The organism is Mesorhizobium sp. M0152 (genome assembly GCF_040322415.1).
Classification (GTDB): Bacteria; Pseudomonadota; Alphaproteobacteria; order Rhizobiales; family Rhizobiaceae; genus Mesorhizobium.
In genome coordinates this window covers 1-21237 of record NZ_JAMYTH010000031.1, presented here as the reverse complement: position 1 = coordinate 21237, position 21237 = coordinate 1, and the positions used below count along the sequence as shown (strand labels likewise).

Sequence of the window (21237 nt, the reverse complement as noted above, 5' to 3'; positions counted from 1 at the left end):
ATGCTGGCAGCTTTCGAATAGCCTCTGACCGTTGATTGTCGAGGCCGATTCGGAGCTTTGCGCTCTGGGCTCGTCTTCTTGCTCGGAGGAAATCGCCATGGGTGCCGAAAGCCTGCTCGTCTTCATCATCATCGGGGCCATCGCTGGCTGGCTCGCCGGTCTCATCGTCTCGGGTTTCGGCTTCGGCCTGATCGGCAACGTCATCGTCGGCATTGTCGGTGCCTTCATTGCCGGCTGGCTGTTGCCGCGGATCGGCTTTTCGATCGGCGGCGGCATTATCGCCTCCATCATCCACGCCACGATCGGCGCCATTATCCTGCTGGTGCTGGTGAGAATCCTGAAACGAGCCTGAGGCTCGACAAGGAAAAGAGCGCGCCATGAAACAGAACACGCTCTATCTCGTCATTGGCGCGCTCGTGGTCGTCATCATCGCCCTCGGCATCTATGTCTACCGCGAGCACAACAGGCCGAAAGGCGTCGAACTCAAGATCGACGACAAGGGCATTTCGATCCAGCAGAATTGAGCCTGCCGTCGAGCGGCAGAGGCAAGTGACGTCTTCGCGCTCGCCGCGGGGCCATTGCCGGGGTCCATGTCGTCGACATGAACGATGCGCTGTGCGGCAGGGAAGCCTGCGCCGCGGTGGTCGGCAACATCATCGTCTGGCGCGACTATCACCATATGACGGCGAGTTACGCGCTGGCGCTGGCGCCCTATCTGGCGAGGGCAGCGGGCCTGTAGCTGTTGAAGCTCGGGAATTCCTGCATTCCGCTTGACCGTCCAGGGTGGCATCGGGCTTAGTCGGCAGCATCAAAGCGGGGTAAAGCAGTCGTCGATGGGGCTGGGGCAGCAGGACAATTCTCGATCCTTACATCGTTCGACCCCCCGGGCGGGTCGCCAATGATCCCAAGGATCGACTTCAAGGCCAGCGACGCCGTGCGGTCCGCGCTATCGGCGATCGGCCGCACCGAGGATCTGCGCTTTTCGCCGGACAATCGATTGCTGGCCATTGCGGCATTCACACGCAAACGCTGCTTGGTCCTGCGCGTGGATGTCGAGACCGGATCGGGCGGTCCAAGCGTGACGATCCATGACTTCATGGAGCTGAGGTCGGATAGTATCGGGCAGGTCCATGGTCTCGATTTCATCGATGATCGCACCCTGGTGATTGCCAATCGCGACGGACAGCTTGCGATCTTCGCACTGCCCTTGGAAAGCATGGCAGGGCAGTGCCACGAAATCACGGCCCTTCGCCGGATCAGCGGCAAGCCTTTTTGCAAACTCAATTCACCCGGCTCGATCGTGGTCCGCAAGGAGTCGCGCGGCCGAATCGGCCTGCTGGTGTGCAACAACTACACGCATCGGGTCACCAGGCATGTGGCTGTCCGCTGGCTGGGTTACCGGACGACCGGGAACCGGCCGTTGCTCAGGAATGGTCTGGACATACCCGACGGCATCGCGCTCAGCCATGACGGCCACTGGATCGCCGTCAGCAGCCACGGCACCAGGGACGTGAAACTTTACCGGACGTCCCCATCGCTTGGGCCTGACAGCGAACCCACCGGCATTTTGCAGGACGCGAACTACCCGCATGGCTTGCGCTTTAGCGGCGACGGCCGACACTTGCTGGTCGCCGACGCGGGCAGCCCGATGGTACACGTCTATGACCGCGAAAGCGGCTGGGCTGGGTGCCGCGCCCCATCGCGTTCGATCGCTGTGCTCGACGAGAAAACTTTCCTGCGCGGCAGTGCCAGTCCCGAGGAAGGTGGCCCGAAAGGCCTCGACATCGACCGGTCGAACAGCGTCGTGGCGGTGACCTGCGAAGAGCAGGCGCTGGCGTTTTTTGCCCTGGCGTCACTGATCGAGCCCCAGATAGCGGCATTCGGCACGACTTAACGCGCCTTTAAACCGCCGCATCTACTCTTCACCCCGAACGCCATAGGCATCGGGACAGACAGCACAGCGCATGGCGAACCGCAGAGACAGCCGCATCGAACCCAGCTTCGAGGGCGCGCCGCAGGCGCGATCCTCCGCGGGCCTTTCGGTGAGCGAGGAGGACCGCGTCGTGCCAAGCAACCGCAAGACCTCCGCGAAACGCAAGTCGTCGAAGGCGAAATCGTCGCGCGGTGGGCGTAGCAGAAGCCGGCGTGGCCTGTTCGGCGTGCTCGGCCGCCTGTTCTACTGGTGCTTCGTGCTCGCCATCTGGGGCGGCATCGCGGTGGCGGGCACCGTGGTATATTACGGTGCCAAGATGCCGGCGGCGACGACCTGGTCGATCCCCGACCGTGCCCCCAACATCAAGATCGTCTCGGTCGACGGCCAGTTGCTCGCCAATCGCGGCATGAGCGGTGGCGAGGCCGTCGGCCTGCACGAGATGTCGCCCTATATCCCCGAGGCCGTCATCGCCATCGAGGACCGCCGCTTCTATTCGCATTTCGGCATCGATCCGATCGGCCTGTCGCGCGCCATGGTGACCAATGTGATCGGCGGGCATTTCTCGCAGGGCGGTTCGACGCTGACCCAGCAATTGGCGAAGAACCTGTTCCTGACGCCAGACCGCACGTTGGAGCGCAAGGTGCAGGAGGTGCTGCTGGCGCTGTGGCTGGAACATAAGCACACCAAGGACCAGATCCTCGAAATGTACCTCAACCGGGTCTATTTCGGCTCCGGCGCCTATGGCGTGGAGGCGGCTTCGCGGCGCTATTTCGGCAAGAGCGCGCGCGATGTCACCCTGTCAGAAGCGGCACTGCTTGCCGGCCTGCTGAAAGCGCCGTCGCGGCTGTCGCCAGCGCGTGATCCGAAGGCCGCCGAGGAGCGCTCGCAACTCGTGCTCGCAGCCATGCGCGATGAAGGCAAGATCAGCGAGAAGGAACAGAGGACCGCGATGAGCGCGCCGGCGACCCGTGCGCCGTCCTACTGGACCGGCTCGGAAAACTACGTCGCCGATACCATCATGGAGGAACTGCCCGACCTGATCGGCGACGTGCGTGGCGATATCGTCATCGACAGCACCGTCGACTTGACGCTGCAAAAGCTCGCCGAACAGTCGATCCGCAGGCTGATCGACGAAAGCGGCAAGAAACTCAACGTCACCCAGGGGACGCTGGTTTCGATCGACGATTCGGGCGCGGTGCGCGCCATGGTCGGCGGCTACGACTATTCGACCAGCCAGTTCGATCGCGCGTCCGAGGCACGGCGCCAGCCGGGCTCGGCGTTCAAGCCGTTCGTCTACATGGCGGCGCTTGAGGCCGGCCGCACGCCCGACAGCGTGCGCAATGACGCGCCGATCAAGATCGGCAACTGGACGCCGGACAATTATGGCGGCAAGTATTTCGGCAAAGTGACGCTGGCCACCGCACTGGCCAAATCGCTGAACTCGGTCGCCGCCCAACTGACGATGGAAGTTGGGCCCGGCGCCGTGGTCGAGGCCGCACACCGCATGGGCATCCAGTCGGACCTGCAGAGCAATACCTCGATCGCGCTCGGCACATCGGAAGTGACGCCGCTGGAACTGACCTCGGCCTATGTGCCTTTCGCCAATGGCGGCTACAAGCCGGAGATCCATTTCATCCGCCGCGTGGCGACCGCCGAGGGCAAGGTGCTCTACGACAGCGGCGGCGGCAGTGCACCACGCGTCGTCAAGCCTGAGATCGTCGGCATGATGAACTCGATGATGACCGGCACCGTCGAGATCGGCACGGCGAAAAAGGCGGCTTTCGCCTGGCCGTCGGCCGGCAAGACCGGTACCAGCCAGAATTCGCGCGATGCCTGGTTCGTCGGCTATACCGCCAACCTCACCACCGGCGTGTGGTTCGGCAACGATAACGGCACGCCGATGAAGAAGGTCACCGGCGGCGCGCTGCCGGCGCAGGCCTGGCACGAATTCATGGTCGCCGCGCATGAGGGCGTGCCGGTGCGGCCGCTGCCCGGTACCTGGAAATCGACACCCGCCGATACGATCGTGCCCGACGAGATACCTTCGGCCGACAACAATCAGCCGGCGCCGGTTCCCTCCGCCTCGGTTGGCCAGGCGCCGTCCGCGCAGGTGGCTGCACCAGCGACCCGACCGCCTGCGCCGGTCCGCGCGGCGCGGCCCGCCCAGACCGTCGACGCCGACGAGCTCGACATGCCCGCGGACGATGGCACCACCGCCTCTGTCAGGCACCCGGTGCCGCCGGGCAGCGTCGGCGGTCCGCTGAAGAAGCGGCAGACCTCGATCCTCGACATCATCGGCGGCGGCTAGCGGCAACTCGCCTCTCGCCAGCGTCACAGCGTTCGGCTACACCACCCGACATGGCTGAACTCGACACCAGAAAAACCATTGTGCTGACCGGCGCCAGCCGCGGCATCGGCCACGCCACGGTCAAGCGTTTTTCACGCGAGGGCTGGCGCGTCATCACCTGTTCGCGCCAGGCTTTTGCCGAGGATTGCCCGTGGCCGGCCGGCCCCGAGGACCACATCAAGGTCGATCTCGCCGATCAGGAAGATGTCGGCATCGCAGTCTCGGAAATTCGCCATCGGCTGGAGGCGCATGGCGGCCAGCTGCATGCGCTGGTCAACAATGCCGGCATCTCGCCCAAGCTCGAGGACGGCAACAGCCGCATGAACTCGATCGACACGCCGATGCATGTCTGGCGCGACGTGTTCCAGGTCAATTTCTTCGCGCCGATCATGCTGGCGCGAGGCCTGTTCAAGGAATTGGCGGCAGCCAAGGGCTCGATCGTCAACGTCACCTCGATCGCTGGCACCCGCGTGCATCCGTTCGCCGGCACCGCCTATGCGACATCGAAGGCCGCCCTCGGCTCGCTGACGCGCGAGATGGCGCATGATTTCGGTCCGCATGGCATCCGCGTCAACGCCATTGCGCCGGGCGAGATCGACACCGCCATCCTGTCGCCGGGCACGGACAAGATCGTCGAGACGATCCCGCTCAGACGCCTCGGCACCACGGCTGAGGTTGCCGACATCATCTTCTTCCTGTGCTCGCAGCAGGCATCCTATGTGACCGGCTCGGAAATCCACATCAATGGCGGCCAGCACGTCTGAGCCTGTGGGATCGGCTTAGGGCGGTTCACTGTTTCACGGAAACACCGAACCGCTCTATTTCTTTGTTTTTACGCAATTCCCCAGGGAAAGCGCTACGCGCTTTTCCCGGGAAAACCGTTTCACGCTTTTCCTGGCACTGCTCTGGCGATCTCGCGCCGCCGCTTGCTGGGGGCACGGAGCTCTCAACCTCGACGTCAGGCCGAGGATTGCTCATTCGGCTATGGTGAGAACAGCCTTGCCGCTGATACTGCGCTGTCGCAGCGCATCCAGCGCCTGGGCGACATCTGTCCAAGGCGCGGTCAAGGCCACGCGCGTGTCGAGCCGGCCGGCCGCGACCAGAGCGAGCAGCGAGGCGATGTCCGCGCCAATGCCGGAGCCAGAAGTGTAGTACGCGAAAGTCTGAAGCCTCGCCCCCTCGTGACCCGGAACGAACTGGCGGAATCCGATGGGCGTGAGTTCGCCACTGCTCGAACCGAACATGACAATGGTGCCGCCAGGCGCGACACGTTCGATCGCGTGCGCGAGGCTTTGGCCACCGACCGATTCGGTGATCAGCGAGAACGGCCCATCGGCCAGCTCGATCGACTCGACAACCTGCTCGGCCCCAAGGCCGCGGAGGTCCTCGCCGTGCCGGGCGGCGGCGACTGCGGTCACCAGCGCGCCCTGCTCGCGGGCGATCTGGATCTGAAAACGCCCGACCGCACCGCTTGCACCGGTGATCAGGACCCGCTTGCCCGCCAGGTCGCCGCCGTGGCGCAAAGTCCTCAGCGCCGTCGTGCCCGCGACCGGAAGCGTGGCGGCGGAAACGAAGCTGACGTTATCGGGTAGAACGGCGAGACGGTCGGTTGAAACCGCAACACGTTCGGCCCAACCGGCCTGGTCGACCAAAGCCGCGACGCGGGCGCCTGCGACTGGCCCGGAGCCGTCGGCGGCTGCGCGTTCGACAATCCCAACGATATCCTGGCCGGGTGTCCAGCCGTTCGGACGTATGGTGAGCAGGCGCAATTCACCGCGGTTCAACGAGGTTGCGCGGACCGAGATGAGCGCTTCGTTCGAGACCGGCTGAGGCTCGGCGAGTTCCGCGAGCCTCAGCCTGGCGGCGCTTTCGGGTGAGATGACTAAGGCGAGCATGGGTCATACCTTCCTGCTGCGTGGTGGACGCCTAGCCATCCGGATGGCTGCTACGCGTCGGTCTTGCTGGTCCGCAGGCGGCCGCTGATCGAAAAACCTTCACCAGTTCCGCGCGCTCAGACGTGCTCATTCACAAGCGAAGCCTATCGATTTTCCTCCCTGAATAATTTAGATGTTAGACCAATCGATCGCTAAAAACTGTCAATCATGAGACAACCCCTTCGCTATCCCTGGCTCAATTTCGATGTGGATGAGCTTCTGCGCCTGTGATTGCGGTGCGCGTTGACGTCACCGAGACCAGAGCGGAGGTTCCCTCCCATTGGCACCGCAAAGGCCAACTGGTCTTCGCGCTCGGAGGCGGCGTCACATGCCACGTCCCCAGCGGGCTATGGATGGTGCCGCCTCATTGCGGCGTGTGGATCCCCGGCAACATGGAGCACAGCAACGTCGCGACCGCCAACGCCCGGATCTTTTTCGTATACATCGAGCCGGGTGCCGCCGATCTGCCGGACCGGTGCTGCACCCTTTCCATCTCGCCGCTGCTGCGCGAACTGATCATCGAGCTGTCCGATGGCTTGCAGGACGATCCGGCGAGGGATGAGCTTTTGATCAGGGCGCTGCTCACCGAGTTGCCGCGTATGCCTGTCCAGCAGTTGCATCTGCCGATCTCTTCCGAGCCGCGCCTGAAGCGGATCGCCGAAGCGCTGGCGCAAGATCCTGCGGACCGCAGCACACTGGCGGAATGGGCCAGCCGCGTTGCGCTGAGCGAGAGCAGTCTCGCCCGCCTCGTGGCAAGGGAGACGGGGCTGAGCTTCGGTCGTTGGCGCCAGCAATTGCACCTGATCGTCGCAATTCGAGAACTGGCCTCCGGTGCGAGCGTACAGCAGGTCTCTGGCGATCTCGGCTATGGCTCCGTCACGGCCTTCATCACCATGTTCAAGAAGGCGCTTGGCAAGCCGCCGGCGAAATACCTCGACAGCATCACGCAAAGTGGCGGCTCTGCATTCGTAGCGTGAACTGCCCGCCTGCGAGCAGACGTCGAGATCGATACGGCAATCTGTCGCCGGCAGCGGCGATCAGTACACATGATCGTGCAGGATCGGCTCAGGCAGAGGACGGTTCAATCGCCTCTGGCTTGTGGCCGAGCACCTGTTCGACGATGCCATGGGCGATCTCACGCTCGCCCATGATTACCGTGTCGGCGCCGAGCCCCTTGAGGTGCTCCACCTCGGCATCGGAATGGGCGCGGGCGATGACGTTGATGCCGGGATTGGCGGCGCGTGCCCGCAGCACGATCTGGCCGGCCTCGAAGGCATTGGGAATGGCAAGGATCAGCCGCTTCGCCCCTTCGGGATTGGCGGCGGCGAAGACTTCGGCGTTGGCGGCATTGCCGGCTACGGTCTCGACGCCGTCGGCTTTCAGCCTGGCCAATGTCTTGTCGGCATCCTCGATGACGAGAAAGGGCAAGGCGGCTTCTTTCAAACGCCGCGCCGACCAGATTGCCGACACGGCCGTAGCCGATCAGGATGGCGTGGTTGGCAAGGCCGGCATCGGCGACGAAGCCCGGCGTGTTCGGGCCGACCAGCACTCCGGCTATGAGATAGCCGACCAGCGGCGGAATGCGGAAGCGGTTGGCGAAGGCGCCGAAGACGAAAGCCAGCCCCAGACCGGCGACGATGGTGGCGATAAGGGGCGTGTCATGCGGCATTGTCTATGGAGCGCCTTTCGAGCCAGCGATGTCGGATGTGCGCCGCCCGAAGCCGTCGCTTTTGCAATATGCTGGACGCGATGTCGTCTGCGCAACCCGCCAAGCCGCAGAATCGACGGTCAACCGCAGACAGACCGGCGGCTGGCGAAGCCGCCGGTCAGACTGAATTGCCTTCGAGCCTCCACTAGCGGCAATCGAAGGGCTTGCGATCAGGCTGCCTGCAGAAGGGCCTCGATGTCAGGTATGGCGTGGTTGGTCAGCGTCTTGGGAATTTCGGCGGCCACCTTGTCCTCGACTTCCTTGTGAAGCTTCTTGCGCATAGTCCCAAGGACCATCGGCGGCGCGACGAGGATGATCTCGTTGAACTCACCGCCATGCGCGAGCTTGTAGAGTTGGTCGGCAATCTCATCGGCGAAGCGCTCCTTGCCGAGCCGGTGCCAGTCCGTGTCCTCGACCGAACTGCGGTGCGGCGATACGCCGTCATTATACCGGCCTGGGCTGTCGCTGCCTTGCTCACGGGTGGGCGGATTGTCCTGCTCCATCTCCCGCACAACCTCGAGGTTCGGAAATTTGCTGTCGCCGACATTCTTGAGGAAGAGTGCTTTTTCACCATCAGCCACCATGATCCAGATACCGTGCTTCAGCTTGATCGTGCTCATGATGGGCTCCCTTTCTTCGCGGCAACAGCGCCATGCCGGCTTTTGGCGGCATTGACTTTCACGCGATGGGGAACGCGCCCCGGGGCGCTAATGTTCCAACCAAAAGCCGCACCGTCCGTCTGCCGGTTCGCCTCGAACGGTACTGCTCGATGAATGCGGCTTTAATCTACTAGTTTGGTAGAATTTAGAAAAAACTGTTTTGCGATATAGTCCGCTTGGCGCTAAAAGGAAGGAAATCAGGGGCCTGCGACAGCGGCTCGAATCCGCTTCTTGCACCAATGTGGAATATTTTGCTCCGAGCTGCGATGCTTTCGAAAAAGCGATTGCATCTCTGGAAGCGATGCGCGAGTGCGTTCCTTCTGGTTTCTCGCCCCCGCGCGTAGAACTGCTTGCCTGTACAGGATTCCGTTCGCATTCATGCCGCACTCCACGCCCAAGCTCAATGCTTTCCCCATCTTCATTCGGGTCGACGGCGAAGCTGTGGCCATTGTCGGCGGCGGTGATGAGGCGCTGGCCAAGGCACGCTTGATCGGGCAGTCGAGCGCAACGTTGCGCATCATTGCGGAAAACCCTCGGCCGGAGCTGCTGGCCTTCATCGCCGAGACCGGCGCGAACCTTGTGGCGGCAGCCTACGAAGCGGTGCAGCTCGAAGGCACGGTCATGGTGTTTGCCGCCAGCGGCGACGAAGCACTGGACCGTCGCGTGGCCAGGGATGCGCGCCGGCTAGGCATTCCGGTCAATGCCGTCGACCGGCCTGAACTCTGTGATTTCTTCACCCCGGCCCTGGTCAACCGCGCTCCGGTCGCAATCGCCATCGGCACCGAAGGCGCTGGCCCGGTGCTTGCACAAATCCTGCGCAGCCGCATCGACCAGATGCTGTCGCCGTCGCTTGGATCGTTGGCAACGCTCGCCGCCTCGTTGCGTGCCGCCGCCGAGAAGCTGCTGCCGAAGGGCAATGCCCGCCGTCGTTTCTGGAATGAATTCTTCGCCGGCGCTCCGGCCCGCGCGGTCGAGGCCGGCGCGCTGTCGCAGGCGCATGACGCGGCGACCGCCCTTTTGCTGTCGAACCAACCTGCTTCGGGTCACATCGCCCTGGTGGGTGCTGGTCCCGGTGCCGAGGACCTTCTGACGCTGCGCGCGCATCGTCTCATGATGGAAGCCGATGTCATCGTGCATGATGCGCTGGTGCCGGAGGCTGTCATTGCCATGGGCCGCCGCGATGCCGAGCGCCTGCCGGTGGGCAAGCGCAAGGGCTGCCACACCAAGAGCCAGGCCGAGATCAATGCGCTGCTGGTCGAACTCGGCCGCCAAGGCAAGCGCGTGGTGCGGCTGAAGTCTGGCGATCCGCTGGTGTTCGGCCGGGCCGGCGAGGAGATGGCCGCATTGCGCGATGCGGGTATCGCCTATGAGGTGGTTCCAGGCGTCACCGCGGCTTTCGCTGCCGCCGCCGATTTCGAGTTGCCGCTGACCTTGCGCGGTGTTTCCTCGTCGATGGTGTTCACCACCGGGCATGACCTCAAGGGCGATTCATTGCCCGACTGGGCCAAGCTCGCCATTTCCGGTGCCACAGTCGCCGTCTATATGGGCCGCTCGGTCGCTGCCGAGGTCGCCGGCCGGCTGATTGAAGCCGGACTGTCGCCGGATACGGCGGTGGCCGTGGTCGAGAATGCCAGCCTCGTCAATCGCCGCCGTTTTCACGGCACGCTCGCCGACCTGCCGTCGCTGGAAGCGCGCGCCGATCTTTCCGGTCCAGTCATGACCATCATCGGTGACGCGGTCGCCGGCGCCAACTTCGAACGGTCCGAGCCGCTCGCCGCACACCGGAATGAAGGCGCCTCCATGGCTGCCACCGAGGGAGTTCAGCAATGAAGATACTGACCGCCAATCGCCTCGCCGACGGCATCGCCGTCTGGTACGCAGATGGCGGCTGGGCCGAGACCGTGGACCATGCCGACCTTGCGCATGACAAGGCGGCCGAGGATCGCCTGGAGGCGATCGGCGCCAAGGCCTATGCCGCCAATGAGGTGGTCGACGTCAATTTGATCGATGCGGACCTCGTCAATGGCGTGGTCGAGCCGCTGCGGCTGCGTGAGAAGATCCGTGCCGCAGGCCCGACCATCCGCCACGATCTCGGCAAGCAGGCTGCCCAGGCGGCCTAACAAGACACCAGGCACGGGCGGACACGCCCTGAAAGACGAAGCATGTACCGTTACGATGAGTTCGATCACGATTTTGTTCAGGCCCGCGTCGCCGAGTTCAGCGACCAGGTCCAGCGCCGGCTTACCGGCGAGATCACCGAGGACCAGTTCCGGCCGCTGCGGCTGATGAACGGCGTCTATCTCCAGCTGCACGCCTACATGCTGCGCATCGCGGTGCCCTATGGCACGCTGAACGGCAGGCAGTTGCGCATGCTCGGCCACATCGCCCGCAAATACGACAAGGGCTACGGCCATTTCACCACGCGCCAGAACATCCAGTTCAACTGGCCGGCGCTGTCCGACATACCGGCGATCCTGGCTGATCTCGCAAGCGTCGAAATGCATGCCATTCAGACCAGCGGCAATTGCATCCGCAACGTCACCGCCGACCATTTCGCCGGTGCGGCCGCCGACGAGGTCGCCGATCCGCGCCCCTACGCGGAAATCCTGCGCCAGTGGTCGTCGGTACATCCGGAATTTTCGTTCCTGCCGCGCAAGTTCAAGATCGCGGTGACCGGCGCCGAGCGCGACCGCGCCGCCATCCAGACGCATGACATCGGCCTCCATCTGAAGAAGAACGCCGCCGGCGAGCTGGGCTTTGCTGTCTATATCGGCGGCGGCCAGGGCCGCACGCCCATGGTGGCGAGGAAGATCCGCGACTTCCTGCCGGAAACCGACCTTCTGTCCTACTGCACGGCGATCCTGCGCGTTTACAATCTCTACGGCCGTCGCGACAACAAGTACAAGGCGCGCATCAAGATCCTGGTGCACGAGACCGGCGTCGAGGAAATCACCCGCCAGGTCGAGGCCGAATGGCAGGAATTGAAAGAGGCCGAGCTGAAGCTGCCGGACGCCGACATCCGTGCCATCGAGGCCTATTTCGCGCCGCCGGCGCTGATCGACCGGCCCGAAGGAGACGCGGCGGTCAAGCTTGCCCGGCTGGATTCCAAGAGCTTCTCCGAATGGCTGGACCAGAACGTGGTGACGCACCGCCATCCCGATTACGCGGCGGTGACCATCTCGCTCAAGGGCATCGGCGAGGTGCCGGGCGATGCCTCGGACAGCCAGATGGAAGCGGTCGCCGATATCGCCGAAAAATATGCTTTCGACGAGCTGCGCGTCAGCCATGAGCAGAACCTGATCCTGCCGCATGTGGCGCGCGCCGACCTCAAGGCGGTCTATGACGCGCTGGTCGGCATCGGGTTGGCAACGGCCAATTCCAACCTGATATCGGACATCATCTCGTGCCCGGGCCTCGACTATTGCGCGCTGGCCACGGCGCGCTCGATCCCGATCGCGCAAGAAATCTCACGCCGCTTCGCCTCATTGGAACGGCAACGCGAGATCGGCGAACTGAAGCTGAAGATATCCGGTTGCATCAACGCCTGCGGCCATCACCATGTCGGTCATATCGGCATCCTCGGTGTCGAGAAGAAGGGCTCCGAGCTCTACCAGGTGACACTGGGCGGCTCTGCCGACGAGAACACGTCGGTCGGCGAGATCATCGGCCGCGGCTTCAGCTCTGAAGAAATCACCGACGCAATCGAGCAGATCGTCGAGACATATCTCGGCCTTCGGCTCGACAGCCAAGAAAAATTCATCGACGCCTACCGCCGTGTCGGTCCTGCGCCGTTCAAGGAGGCGCTCTATGCTGGCGAAGCCAAGGCCGCTTGATCATATTGCCGACGTCGATGACGGTGCCGCCGCCAAGGCGGCGGGGCTCGATGCGCTTTATGGTCACCTGAACGCGCGCGAGATCATCGAACGCTCGGCCCGGGACCTCTTCCACGACGAGATCGCCGCCGTGTCGTCCTTCGGCGCGGATTCGGCGGTTCTGCTGCATATGATTTCGGAGATCGACCGTACGCTGCCGGTCATCTTCCTCGACACCGGCAAGCATTTCGAAGAGACGCTGGGCTATCGCGACGCGCTTGTCGCCGATTTCGGACTGACCAACATCCGGGTGATCAAGCCGGAGGAAGCAGCGCTCGAACGGATCGACCCGACAGGCAATCTGCACCAGAGCGACACCGATGCCTGTTGCGGCGTGCGCAAGGTCGAGCCGCTGGCGCGTGGGGTCGCACCTTTCCGCGCATGGTTCACCGGCCGCAAGCGTTTCCAGGCCTCGACCCGGGCCGGGCTTGCGGTGTTCGAGGCGGTCGGCCCGCGCATCCGCATCAATCCGCTGGCGCATTGGACGACATCGGACCAGGCCGACTATATGCGCGCGCACGCCTTGCGCGAGAACCCGCTGGTCGCCTACGGCTATCTGTCGATCGGCTGTTTCCCCTGCACGCAGCCCGTGCAGCCGGGCGAGGACGCGCGCAGCGGCCGCTGGGCAGGGCACGCCAAGACCGAGTGCGGCATTCATCTGTCGGGACTGGAGAAGTCGCTGACCGACGCATCACTTTAGGCTATGCTGATCAGGTGATGCCGGCCTGCAAACGCTGGTTTCCTGCGCTTCCGGTGCTCACGTACCCAAAGTACGCTCCGCTCCGGTTCTGGGAACCATCGTCCGACGCGGCCTGACCTGAATCTCAACGCTCCCAGGATTTGGGCTTAGGAATTTTTTGATGACCGAACCGACGACACCAGAGACCCGCCTCTGGACCCCAAAGGGTTTTCGCGAGGATGAGTGGGCTCATGCCGAAAGCGCTGACGCGCTGTCGGGCAATGGCCGCTTCATTCTGCCGCTGCAGGCATTCCTCGATCTTGATCCGCAGGTACGCCGGTCCGCCAAGGAGCGCATCGGCGTCATGCTGCAGCCCGGCGACCAACTCGAGAAAATCGCGGATCTGCTTGACCAGCTGTCGCTGGTGGCGCTGGCCTTCCCGGCCTTCAGCGACGGCCGCTCCTTTTCCAAGGGCGAGTTGCTGCGCGGCCGCCATCATTTCGAGGGTGCTGTGCGCGCCACCGGGCAGGTGCTGGTCGATCAGTTGCCGCACATGCTGCGTCTCGGCTTCGACGAGTTCGAGATCTCAAATCCGGTGCTGTTGAAGCGTCTGGAAGAGGGCCGCACCGGCGGGCTGGGGGTCTATTACCAACCAGCCGAAGTGCCGGAGCTTAAAGGGCCGAAGTATTCCTGGCGGCGGATGCGCAACAGCTGAGCCGCGACAGTTCAAGATTCCCGACCCGGGTGTCCCGCAACGTTTGGTGAACCAGCCGTTGGCTAATAGCGATCGGAAGACAGCTTCTACCCAAACCAGGGCTTGCTCATTCTGGTCTTACCGATCGTGCAATTCACGCTTTCCCTTTCGCGGTCCTCCCCTTAGGATTAGGCCTATTATTTCGTAATGCGAAATAAATAGCCGCAAGGGAGGAACCGGGATGGCTGGCAAGAAGATATTGATGCTCGTTGGCGAGTTCAGCGAGGAGTATGAGATTTTCGTCTTTGAACAGGCCATGCATGCCGTTGGCCATACCGTGCACGTCGTCTGCCCCGACAAGAACGCGGGTGACGTCCTGAAGACGTCGCTGCACGATTTCGAGGGTCACCAGACCTATACGGAAAAGCCTGGTCACGACTACATCCTCAACAAGACTTTTGCCGAGGTGAAGCCGGCGGAGTACGACGCCGTCTACGCGGCGGGCGGGCGCGGCCCCGAATACATCCGCATCGACAAGCGCGTGCAGGCGCTGGTGCGGCATTTCCACGAGGCCGGCAAGCCGATCTTCACCATCTGCCATGGCGTGCAGATCCTGATCGCGGTCGACGGAGTGGTGCGCGGCAGGGAAGTGGCGGCACTGCATTATTGCGAGCCCGAGGTGACGCTGGCCGGCGGCATCTATATCGACGTGGCCCCCACAGGCGCCCATGTCGACGGCAATCTCGTTTCGGCCAAGGGCTGGCCGGGCCTGTCCAATTTCATCCGCGAATGCCTGAAGGTATTGGGCACCGAAATCCGCCATGGCGAGATATTGATGCGCGATGAGCGCCAGGCGGCCTAAACAGGGAAATCGCCAAGCCGCCGCGCCCATGGCGCGGCGATCCGGCTAGCGGTTCACGGCTCCACGGAAGCGTCGAACCGCTCTGTCTCCGGTTTTACGCCCGGACCGAGATCCGTTGCGCACTTTTCCTGGAATTGCCCTAAATTGCCAGCGCTTCGCGGAACGACACCAGCTTGCGGCGGTTTTCGTCCCACAGTGCGAGTTTTACGCAGCGCAGGCTTTCCAGCAGTGTGATGCGGCCAATGCCGCGCAGCTCCGGATAATCCCGCAGCACTTCCTGCAGCCGGTAGCACGGCACCTTGGCGGAGAGATGGTGGACATGGTGGACGCCGATATTGCCGGTGAACCAGTTCAGCAGCGGCGGCAGGTCATAATAGGACGAGCCGTGCAAGGCGGCGTGCTGGAACTCCCATTCGGAATCGTTCGCCCATTGCGTCTCTTCGAACTGATGCTGGACGTAGAACAGCCAGATGCCGGCCGAACCAGCGAGGATGACGATCGGCAGATGGACAACCAGGAACGCGCCCGGACCGACGAACCAGATGAGAACGGCCGCGGAAATGGCAATGGCGAGATTGGTGGTCATTGAAGACACCCAGGGCGTCAGGCCGCCCCGCATCATGCCCAGGGGCAGTCGTTGCTCGAAGATGAACAGCCAGATCGGCCCCAGTCCGAACATCACCAGAGGGTGGCGATAAAGACGATAGGCGAGGCGGCCTCGCCATGACATCTGTCGGTATTCGGCTACGGTCAGTGTCCTGATGTCGCCGACGCCGCGCTCGTCCAGATTGCCGGCGCTGGCATGATGCGTCGCATGCGCGCGCCGCCAGCAGTCGTAAGGCGTCAGCGTGAGAACGCCAAGCGCGCGGCCGATCCAGTCGTCGGCATAGCGATTGGCGAAGAAGGAACCATGGCCGCAATCGTGCTGGATCATGAATATCCGCACCAGGAACCCCGCCGCCGGGAGAATGAGGATCAATCCCCACCAGTGGCCATAGGCATAGGCAGCCGAGGAGAGCGCCCAGAGCGTAACGAAAGGGATGAGTGTGATGGCAAGTTCGATGGCGCTGCGCCGCCGGTCAGGCTTCTTGTAGCGCGCCAGAACTTTGAGCCATGCGCGCTTGCTGTTGGCCGCCGCCTCGGGGGAAATCATGTTCATCGTAAAACATAGGCGGCGGCGGGGCCGACCGCAAGCCAAGATCACGCAAAGTTACTGTGCGTAATTGTCGCGCGACGGATCGGATGTGAAACCCGGGCTCGGCGCCATGAATCGACCATGTCGCTATTGGCGGCCGACGGCGATGTTGCTTTCCACGCTGTCGAGGCGCTTGAGCTGTTCCCTGAAACGTTCGGGAATCTCGACTTCCGCGCGAAACGCCGGCAGGGTCCGCAGAAAGCGCTTCATCGCTTCGGTGCCGAACTGACGCCTGATCTCGACGGCGAGCCTTTCTCCTTTTTCGCCCTTGTTGCGGCTCATCACTTGGAATCCTGTGTCGGCTGCGAAACTCCTCCGGCAGGCAAATGGTTCCCCGATCACGGGGTCGTGGCAAGCAACGCCGAGGGCTATGGTAAAATTTGAATTAAGATCGAAGCAATCGCGCCGTTGCAGCCGCGTTCCGGCCGATGGCCTCCAACCGTGCTTACCCCTTGATTTTTGGCTGCCGAACCTCGATATCGGGCACAAAATCCACACTATTCGAAATGATGGGAAACGGCGATGAGCGACCAGGCAAAAGACGAACGCGCGCCAGATGAGGTCGAGCCGACCGAGGCCAATGCCGAGCGCACGGAAGGTGGCGTCGACGGCGATTATGAAGCGCTCGTGCGGTTGCTGAAGGAAAACGAGGAATTGAAGGACCGCGCGCTGCGCGTAGCGGCCGAGATGGAAAACCTGCGCCGCCGCACCGCGCGTGACGTGCATGACGCGCGCACCTACGCGGTTGCGAATTTCGCCCGCGACATGCTGTCGGTGTCGGACAATCTGCGCCGGGCGCTCGACGCCATACCGGCCGAGGCCAAAGCATCGGGCGATGCCGGCTTCAAGGCGCTGATCGAAGGCGTCGACCTGACCGAGCGCGCCATGCTGTCGGCCCTGGAGCGGCACGGGGTCAAGAAGCTTACTCCCGAAGGCGAGAAGTTCGATCCCAATTTCCATCAGGCGATGTTCGAAGTACCCAATCCCGACGTGCCGGCCAACACGGTGGTCCAGGTCGTGCAGCCGGGCTATTCGATCGGCGAGCGCGTGCTGCGCCCGGCCATGGTCGGCGTAGCCAAGGGCGGCCCGAAGGTCGCGGCTTCCGAAGCGCCTGTCGAGCCGGGACCGGTCAATGAGCAGGCCGAGAAGGATGCGTAAGTCAAGGGAATAGGGAATAGGCAGTAGGGCAGTAGGGCAGTAGGTAAACGGAGCCGTATCAATCGTACGGCTTCGTGATAATTCTAATCCTATTCCCTATTCCCTATTTCCTTGGCCCGCCATGAACCCGATCGCGCTTCTCGACTATGCCGGCGTTGCCGTCTTCGCCGCGACCGGGGCGCTTGCCGCCTCGCGCAAGCAGATCGACATCATCGGTTTCCTGTTCCTGGCCAGCGTCACCGGAATCGGCGGCGGTACGTTTCGCGATGTCATCCTCAACCTGCCGGTGTTCTGGGTCGCCAACCCCAGCTATGTGCTGATCTGCGCGGCGGTTGCGGCGTTGGTCTTCTTCAGCGCGCACCGGGTCGAGTCGCGCTGGAAATTGCTGCTTTGGCTCGACGCTGTCGGTCTGGCTGCGTTTTCGGTGATGGGCGCCGCCAAAGGCCTTGCCATCACTGGTTCGCCGGTCGTTGCGACCATCACCGGCGTGCTCACTGCCACCTTCGGCGGTATCCTGCGCGATCTGCTGGCCGGCGAACCGTCGGTGCTCTTGCGGCCTGAAATCTACGTTACCGCGGCACTCGCCGGTGCGGCCCTGTTCACGCTCGGGGATCTTGCCGGGCTGCCGCCCCTGGCGTCTGGGCTGATCGGCTTTGCCGCGGCCTTCGTGGTGCGCGGCGGCGCGCTCAAATTCGGCTGGGCCTTTCCGTCCTACAAGAGCCGGCCCGGTCGACGGCCGGAAGATATTCCGTGAGAATGAGGGCGAGTAGGGAGTAGCAGTTCGCAGAATTGCGGCGTAGCTCTCGCTATTCGCCAGCATCAGGCAGCGAAGCGCTGCGCCTCTCCGCCATAGTAGTTGACGTAGCGGGCGCCGATTTCCTTGACCGGCATCACCACGAAGACGTCGACCGTCGAGAATTCGCGGTCGACGACGCAGCCGTCGCCGATGCGGGCGCCGACGCGCAGGTAACCCTTGACCAAAGGCGGCATTGCCGCAATCGCTGCCTTGGCATTGACTGCCTCGATCGGCATCAGATCCATCGAGCAGTAGCGCCCCGACACGGCGCGCACGTCCCAGGCCGAGTTGGTCCGGCAATGGTGGGCAAGATAGGTGAGCGCCTCGGCATGCGCCGCCGGCACGGTGCCGTGGAAGGAGGCGCAGCCGGTCATCACACCGATTTCGTAATGGTTTATGTAGGCCCAGATGCCTTGCCACAACGCCTCGATGGTGCGCTTGGAGCGGTATTCGGGCAATACGCAGGAGCGGCCGAGTTCGAGAAAGCGCTGGCCTGGGTGGCGGGCGATGAGCTTGGTCAGCTCGAATTCGCCTTCGGAATAAAAGCCTCCTGCGGCGGCCGCGATCTCTTGCCGCAGCAGCCGGTAAGTGCCGACGATGCGGCGGTGTTCGGGGCCGGAAAGCGAGGTGTCGAAGACGAGCAGATGGTCGCAGTGGGGATCGAACCGGTCGGCATCACGGCGATCCTGCACCGGAAACAGATCCTTCCTGGCGCCTAGTTCGTCGTAGAACACCCGGTAGCGCACTTCCTGCGCGGCCGCGATCTCGGCCTCGTTGCGGGCGAGCCGCACTTCGAGATTGCCTATGCGGCCGAGTGCTGCGCCCTTCATGACGGAATCGACCTTACGTCCGGCGAGCAAGGCGCTGCTGCCGTTCGGCCGAGTGTCACATTCCGGCATAACTGTATGCACGAGTGATTCTCCTTCGAGCCATCCCTCTTGGCACGGGGATACGGTGTAGGTGCAACAGGATTGTGACAGTACCGTGATACGAGGTCGCGGGCAATACTTCGTCGGCTGGCGAATGCGGTCAACCGGCTATGCTACATAAGGAACTGTCGCCCGCGTGCCGGAGAAAACCGGCTCAGGCGGCGACCTGTCCTTCGACGGCGTTGACCAGGGCGTCGGGGTCGAGCGGCTTGGTGACGAAGCCGCTGGCGCCGTGGGCAAGCACGGCATGGCGGGTTTTTTCCTGGCTGTCTGCCGACAGCACCATGATCGGCACCGGCGGCACGGCTGTTTCCTCCTCATGGCGGCGAATGGCGGCAATGGCGTCCAGCCCGTCCATGACCGGCATGTGCAGGTCCATCAGCACCACATCGAAACGCTGCTTGTGCCCGGCGCCGATGACGGCCTCGACGGCGGCCTTGCCGTTGCCGACCACCTTGACCCGATGCCCCGCTTTCAGCAGCGTGGCGCGGGCAAGCATGGCGTTGATGTCATTGTCCTCGGCTATCAGCACGGACAGGCCCTGTTGGCGGTCGCCGGCGGCGCGAAACGCCGCGGTGCGGCGCTTTTCCGGCTGCGGCTGGGCAGGTGCCGGCGCATGGCTGCTCAGAAGGACACGCAAAAGTGTCCCGCCGCGCACCGGTCGGGCAAGGAAGGTCGCATAACCGTTGGCGCGGAATTCGCCAAGCATGCCGCGATCGGTCGGCGCGATCAGCGTAATCGCCTCGCAATCGGAAAAACCGCTCTGGCGTAGCCGCTTGAGCAGCCTGCCGTCACCGCCTTCCATCGCCGCATCGATCAGAAGCACGTCGCAGCCGTCGGCTAAGGACGCGGCCTGCGCGACCGTGGTGGAGACATCGGCCGCGCCGCCGCTGGCACGAATGGTCATTGCGATGGCGTCGGCCTCGGTGGCATTCTTGGACAGGATCACCGCGCGCCTGCCGGCAAGCGCGTTCAGCCGGCTCTGTGGCGGCTCGGTGGCCGAAATGGCGGGAATTTCGAAGACGAATTCCGATCCCTGGCCAAGCCGGCTGGAGACCGAAATCGTGCCGCCCATGGCGGCCACCAGGCGCCTGGAAATGGCAAGTCCCAAACCCGCCCCGCCATGGGTGCGCGTCGAGGTGCCGTCGGCCTGCTCGAACTCCTCGAAAATGCGCTCCATGTCCTCGTCGCGCAGGCCGGGGCCGGTATCGGCGATGGTGAAGCAGATGCGATCGGTCGTCTCCGTGCGGGCGCGCGCGATGCTGACCAGCACACCACCGCTGTCGGTGAATTTGATGGCGTTGCCGATGAGGTTGAGCAGCACCTGCCTGACACGGCCTGGATCGGCCGTGATCATCTGCGGTACGTCAGGCTCGACGTGGCAACCCAGACCAATGTCCTTGGCGAAGGCGCGCGCGGCCAGGAGCTCGACGATGTTGTCGGCGATCTCGCGCACGGACATCGGCTGCGGTTCCGGATCGAAGCGCCCGGCCTCGATCTTGGAGTAGTCGAGCAGATCCTCGATCAGGGCGAGCAAGGCGCTGGCCGAGGTCGAGATGGCGCCGACATAGGTCTGCTGCTCCGGCGACAGGCTGGTGTCGGCCAGGAGCCGCGCCATGCCCATGATGCCGTTCATCGGCGTGCGGATTTCATGGCTGACGGTGGCGAGGAAACGCGATTTGGCCTGGCTGGCGTATTCGGCCCGCTCGCGGGCGGTGATCAGCGAGGATTCGGCCCGCTTGCGGGCGGTGATGTCGCGGGCGATGGCGCGATGCGAGGCGGCACCGCTGTCCTTGTCGCGCACCGACAGCTCGATCCAGGAGAACCAGCGTGGGCCGCTCGGCGTGCGGATGGCGACGTCGGTCGAGCTCAGGCACTCATGGTCGGAAAAAGCGGCATCGGGAACGATGCCGACCTCGATGCCGAATTCGGCCAGTGTTTTGCCGGCAAGGTCGCGCTGATCGGTTTCGACGAGATCGGCGAACACCTTGTTGGCATAGACGATGTAGCCGTCGCGGTCTCGATGGATGACGAGATCGCCAAGCGCGTCGATGAGACCGCGAAAGCGTTCCTCGCTTTCCTGCATTTCCCACATGCGATCGGCCAGCGTCTCGATTTCGGCACGGCTTTTGGCGCTGGTTTCGTCATGCAGCGCCGCGCTGCGGTTTTGGCCCTGTCTGGCGCGCAGATGCATGGCAAGGCCGGCGATGCCGGTTGCCAGCAATGCGAGGCTGATGAAGACCGGGGCCCCGGTCAGATGCGCCAGGCCCGCCAGCACGACGATGGCAATGAAGGTCAGGAAAGGCAAGCCTTCGCGCCCGGTCAATTGCGGCTCCGGCACCAGCGGTGGGGGGGGGGCCCAACGCCCCCCCCGCGGGGGGGGCGGGGGGGGGGGGGGGGGGGGGGGGGGGGGGTGGGTTGGGGGTTGGGGGCGGGAGGGGAAATAAAAAGAAGACACACAATATTTGTGT

At 63.6% G+C, this 21237-nt stretch carries 20 protein-coding genes and 2 pseudogenes; 16 read left to right on the top strand and 6 right to left on the bottom strand.

What is annotated here, in order from left to right:
• Positions 1-97 precede the first annotated feature (97 nt).
• The 6 genes from NKJ26_RS25100 (at position 98) to NKJ26_RS25075 (ending at position 5044) form a co-directional block, all read left to right on the top strand.
• Positions 98-352, top strand: coding sequence for a GlsB/YeaQ/YmgE family stress response membrane protein (locus NKJ26_RS25100; protein WP_352697848.1), 255 nt, complete (start codon positions 98-100; stop codon positions 350-352).
• 25 nt (positions 353-377) lie between these two features.
• On the top strand, positions 378-524 hold the full coding sequence (locus NKJ26_RS25095) for a hypothetical protein (RefSeq protein WP_352697846.1): 147 nt from the start codon (positions 378-380) through the stop codon (positions 522-524).
• Between the two features lie 53 nt (positions 525-577).
• Positions 578-739 (top strand): SGNH hydrolase domain-containing protein, encoded by a 162-nt coding sequence (locus tag NKJ26_RS25090; RefSeq protein WP_352697916.1) that lies wholly within the window; start codon positions 578-580, stop codon positions 737-739.
• A 258-nt stretch (positions 740-997) separates the two neighbouring features.
• A complete protein-coding gene (locus NKJ26_RS25085; RefSeq protein WP_352697844.1) occupies positions 998-1894 on the top strand; it encodes a YncE family protein in 897 nt (298 codons plus the stop codon).
• Between the two features lie 70 nt (positions 1895-1964).
• Positions 1965-4241, top strand: a complete 2277-nt coding sequence (locus tag NKJ26_RS25080) for a transglycosylase domain-containing protein (protein ID WP_352697842.1) — start codon at positions 1965-1967, stop codon at positions 4239-4241.
• Positions 4242-4291: 50 nt separating this feature from the next.
• Positions 4292-5044, top strand: coding sequence for an SDR family NAD(P)-dependent oxidoreductase (locus tag NKJ26_RS25075; protein ID WP_352604170.1), 753 nt, complete (start codon positions 4292-4294; stop codon positions 5042-5044).
• A 210-nt stretch (positions 5045-5254) separates the two neighbouring features.
• Here the strand turns inward: NKJ26_RS25075 and NKJ26_RS25070 are convergent, their stop codons facing one another.
• Positions 5255-6175: a zinc-binding dehydrogenase gene (locus NKJ26_RS25070; RefSeq protein WP_352697840.1), complete on the bottom strand. Its 921-nt coding sequence runs from the start codon at positions 6173-6175 to the stop codon at positions 5255-5257.
• 207 nt (positions 6176-6382) lie between these two features.
• Here NKJ26_RS25070 and NKJ26_RS25065 point away from each other — a divergent pair.
• Positions 6383-7191 (top strand): annotated as a pseudogene (locus NKJ26_RS25065) (AraC family transcriptional regulator).
• 88 nt (positions 7192-7279) lie between these two features.
• Here the strand turns inward: NKJ26_RS25065 and NKJ26_RS25060 are convergent.
• Together NKJ26_RS25060 and NKJ26_RS25055 are read right to left on the bottom strand one after the other, a co-directional pair.
• Positions 7280-7718 (bottom strand): annotated as a pseudogene (locus NKJ26_RS25060) (NAD-binding protein); the annotation flags it as partial.
• A gap of 374 nt (positions 7719-8092) precedes the next feature.
• Entirely contained in the window at positions 8093-8542 is a 450-nt protein-coding gene (locus tag NKJ26_RS25055; RefSeq protein ID WP_352604164.1) for a baeRF12 domain-containing protein, read from the bottom strand.
• 417 nt (positions 8543-8959) lie between these two features.
• On the opposite strand from NKJ26_RS25055, the gene cysG reads away from it, so the two are divergent.
• The 6 genes from cysG (at position 8960) to NKJ26_RS25025 (ending at position 14688) form a co-directional block, all read left to right on the top strand.
• Entirely contained in the window at positions 8960-10411 is a 1452-nt protein-coding gene (cysG, locus tag NKJ26_RS25050; RefSeq protein WP_352697838.1) for a siroheme synthase CysG, read from the top strand.
• The gene (locus NKJ26_RS25045; protein WP_352697836.1) at positions 10408-10701 is read left to right on the top strand and encodes a DUF2849 domain-containing protein; all 294 of its coding nucleotides are present in this window, start codon (positions 10408-10410) and stop codon (positions 10699-10701) included. The genes cysG and NKJ26_RS25045 overlap by 4 nt, the downstream gene beginning before the upstream one ends.
• A 42-nt stretch (positions 10702-10743) precedes the next feature.
• Positions 10744-12414: a nitrite/sulfite reductase gene (locus NKJ26_RS25040; RefSeq protein ID WP_352697835.1), complete on the top strand. Its 1671-nt coding sequence runs from the start codon at positions 10744-10746 to the stop codon at positions 12412-12414.
• Positions 12389-13153, top strand: coding sequence for a phosphoadenylyl-sulfate reductase (locus NKJ26_RS25035; protein ID WP_352697833.1), 765 nt, complete (start codon positions 12389-12391; stop codon positions 13151-13153). The genes NKJ26_RS25040 and NKJ26_RS25035 overlap by 26 nt, the downstream gene beginning before the upstream one ends.
• 160 nt (positions 13154-13313) lie before the next feature.
• The gene (locus NKJ26_RS25030; protein ID WP_027023648.1) at positions 13314-13847 is read left to right on the top strand and encodes a DUF934 domain-containing protein; all 534 of its coding nucleotides are present in this window, start codon (positions 13314-13316) and stop codon (positions 13845-13847) included.
• 220 nt (positions 13848-14067) lie between these two features.
• Positions 14068-14688, top strand: a complete 621-nt coding sequence (locus NKJ26_RS25025) for a DJ-1/PfpI family protein (protein WP_352604152.1) — start codon at positions 14068-14070, stop codon at positions 14686-14688.
• A gap of 139 nt (positions 14689-14827) precedes the next feature.
• Here the strand turns inward: NKJ26_RS25025 and NKJ26_RS25020 are convergent, their stop codons facing one another.
• Entirely contained in the window at positions 14828-15847 is a 1020-nt protein-coding gene (locus NKJ26_RS25020; RefSeq protein WP_352697830.1) for a fatty acid desaturase, read from the bottom strand.
• Between the two features lie 117 nt (positions 15848-15964).
• On the opposite strand from NKJ26_RS25020, the gene NKJ26_RS25015 reads away from it, so the two are divergent.
• The 3 genes from NKJ26_RS25015 to NKJ26_RS25005 all read left to right on the top strand — a co-directional run bounded on the left by NKJ26_RS25015 (position 15965) and on the right by NKJ26_RS25005 (position 17795).
• The gene (locus NKJ26_RS25015; RefSeq protein ID WP_352697829.1) at positions 15965-16267 is read left to right on the top strand and encodes a hypothetical protein; all 303 of its coding nucleotides are present in this window, start codon (positions 15965-15967) and stop codon (positions 16265-16267) included.
• Positions 16268-16405: 138 nt separating this feature from the next.
• A complete protein-coding gene (grpE, locus tag NKJ26_RS25010) occupies positions 16406-17041 on the top strand; it encodes a nucleotide exchange factor GrpE (RefSeq protein ID WP_352604146.1) in 636 nt (211 codons plus the stop codon).
• A gap of 121 nt (positions 17042-17162) precedes the next feature.
• Positions 17163-17795 carry a trimeric intracellular cation channel family protein gene (locus NKJ26_RS25005; RefSeq protein ID WP_352697827.1) on the top strand — a complete coding sequence of 211 codons (633 nt, stop codon included), beginning with the start codon at positions 17163-17165 and terminating at the stop codon, positions 17793-17795.
• 65 nt (positions 17796-17860) lie between these two features.
• Here the strand turns inward: NKJ26_RS25005 and olsB are convergent, their stop codons facing one another.
• Positions 17861-18748 (bottom strand): l-ornithine N(alpha)-acyltransferase, encoded by an 888-nt coding sequence (olsB, locus tag NKJ26_RS25000; RefSeq protein WP_502899551.1) that lies wholly within the window; start codon positions 18746-18748, stop codon positions 17861-17863.
• 172 nt (positions 18749-18920) lie between these two features.
• Complete coding sequence (locus NKJ26_RS24995) at positions 18921-21092, bottom strand: response regulator (protein WP_352697825.1); 2172 nt, start codon at positions 21090-21092, stop codon at positions 18921-18923.
• Between the last annotated feature and the right edge of the window lie 145 nt (positions 21093-21237).

Coding starts and splice junctions, on each gene's coding strand:
- NKJ26_RS25075 (WP_352604170.1), top strand. CDS start 4,292: ATGGCTGAACTCGACACCAGAAAAACCATTGTGCTGACCGGCGCCAGC.
- NKJ26_RS25025 (WP_352604152.1), top strand. CDS start 14,068: ATGGCTGGCAAGAAGATATTGATGCTCGTTGGCGAGTTCAGCGAGGAG.
- NKJ26_RS25055 (WP_352604164.1), bottom strand. CDS start 8,542: ATGAGCACGATCAAGCTGAAGCACGGTATCTGGATCATGGTGGCTGAT.
- cysG (WP_352697838.1), top strand. CDS start 8,960: ATGCCGCACTCCACGCCCAAGCTCAATGCTTTCCCCATCTTCATTCGG.
- NKJ26_RS25015 (WP_352697829.1), top strand. CDS start 15,965: ATGTCGCTATTGGCGGCCGACGGCGATGTTGCTTTCCACGCTGTCGAG.
- NKJ26_RS25070 (WP_352697840.1), bottom strand. CDS start 6,175: ATGCTCGCCTTAGTCATCTCACCCGAAAGCGCCGCCAGGCTGAGGCTC.
- NKJ26_RS25035 (WP_352697833.1), top strand. CDS start 12,389: ATGCTGGCGAAGCCAAGGCCGCTTGATCATATTGCCGACGTCGATGAC.
- NKJ26_RS25030 (WP_027023648.1), top strand. CDS start 13,314: ATGACCGAACCGACGACACCAGAGACCCGCCTCTGGACCCCAAAGGGT.
- NKJ26_RS25020 (WP_352697830.1), bottom strand. CDS start 15,847: ATGAACATGATTTCCCCCGAGGCGGCGGCCAACAGCAAGCGCGCATGG.
- grpE (WP_352604146.1), top strand. CDS start 16,406: ATGAGCGACCAGGCAAAAGACGAACGCGCGCCAGATGAGGTCGAGCCG.
- NKJ26_RS25100 (WP_352697848.1), top strand. CDS start 98: ATGGGTGCCGAAAGCCTGCTCGTCTTCATCATCATCGGGGCCATCGCT.
- NKJ26_RS25095 (WP_352697846.1), top strand. CDS start 378: ATGAAACAGAACACGCTCTATCTCGTCATTGGCGCGCTCGTGGTCGTC.
- NKJ26_RS25045 (WP_352697836.1), top strand. CDS start 10,408: ATGAAGATACTGACCGCCAATCGCCTCGCCGACGGCATCGCCGTCTGG.
- NKJ26_RS25080 (WP_352697842.1), top strand. CDS start 1,965: ATGGCGAACCGCAGAGACAGCCGCATCGAACCCAGCTTCGAGGGCGCG.
- NKJ26_RS25040 (WP_352697835.1), top strand. CDS start 10,744: ATGTACCGTTACGATGAGTTCGATCACGATTTTGTTCAGGCCCGCGTC.
- NKJ26_RS25005 (WP_352697827.1), top strand. CDS start 17,163: ATGAACCCGATCGCGCTTCTCGACTATGCCGGCGTTGCCGTCTTCGCC.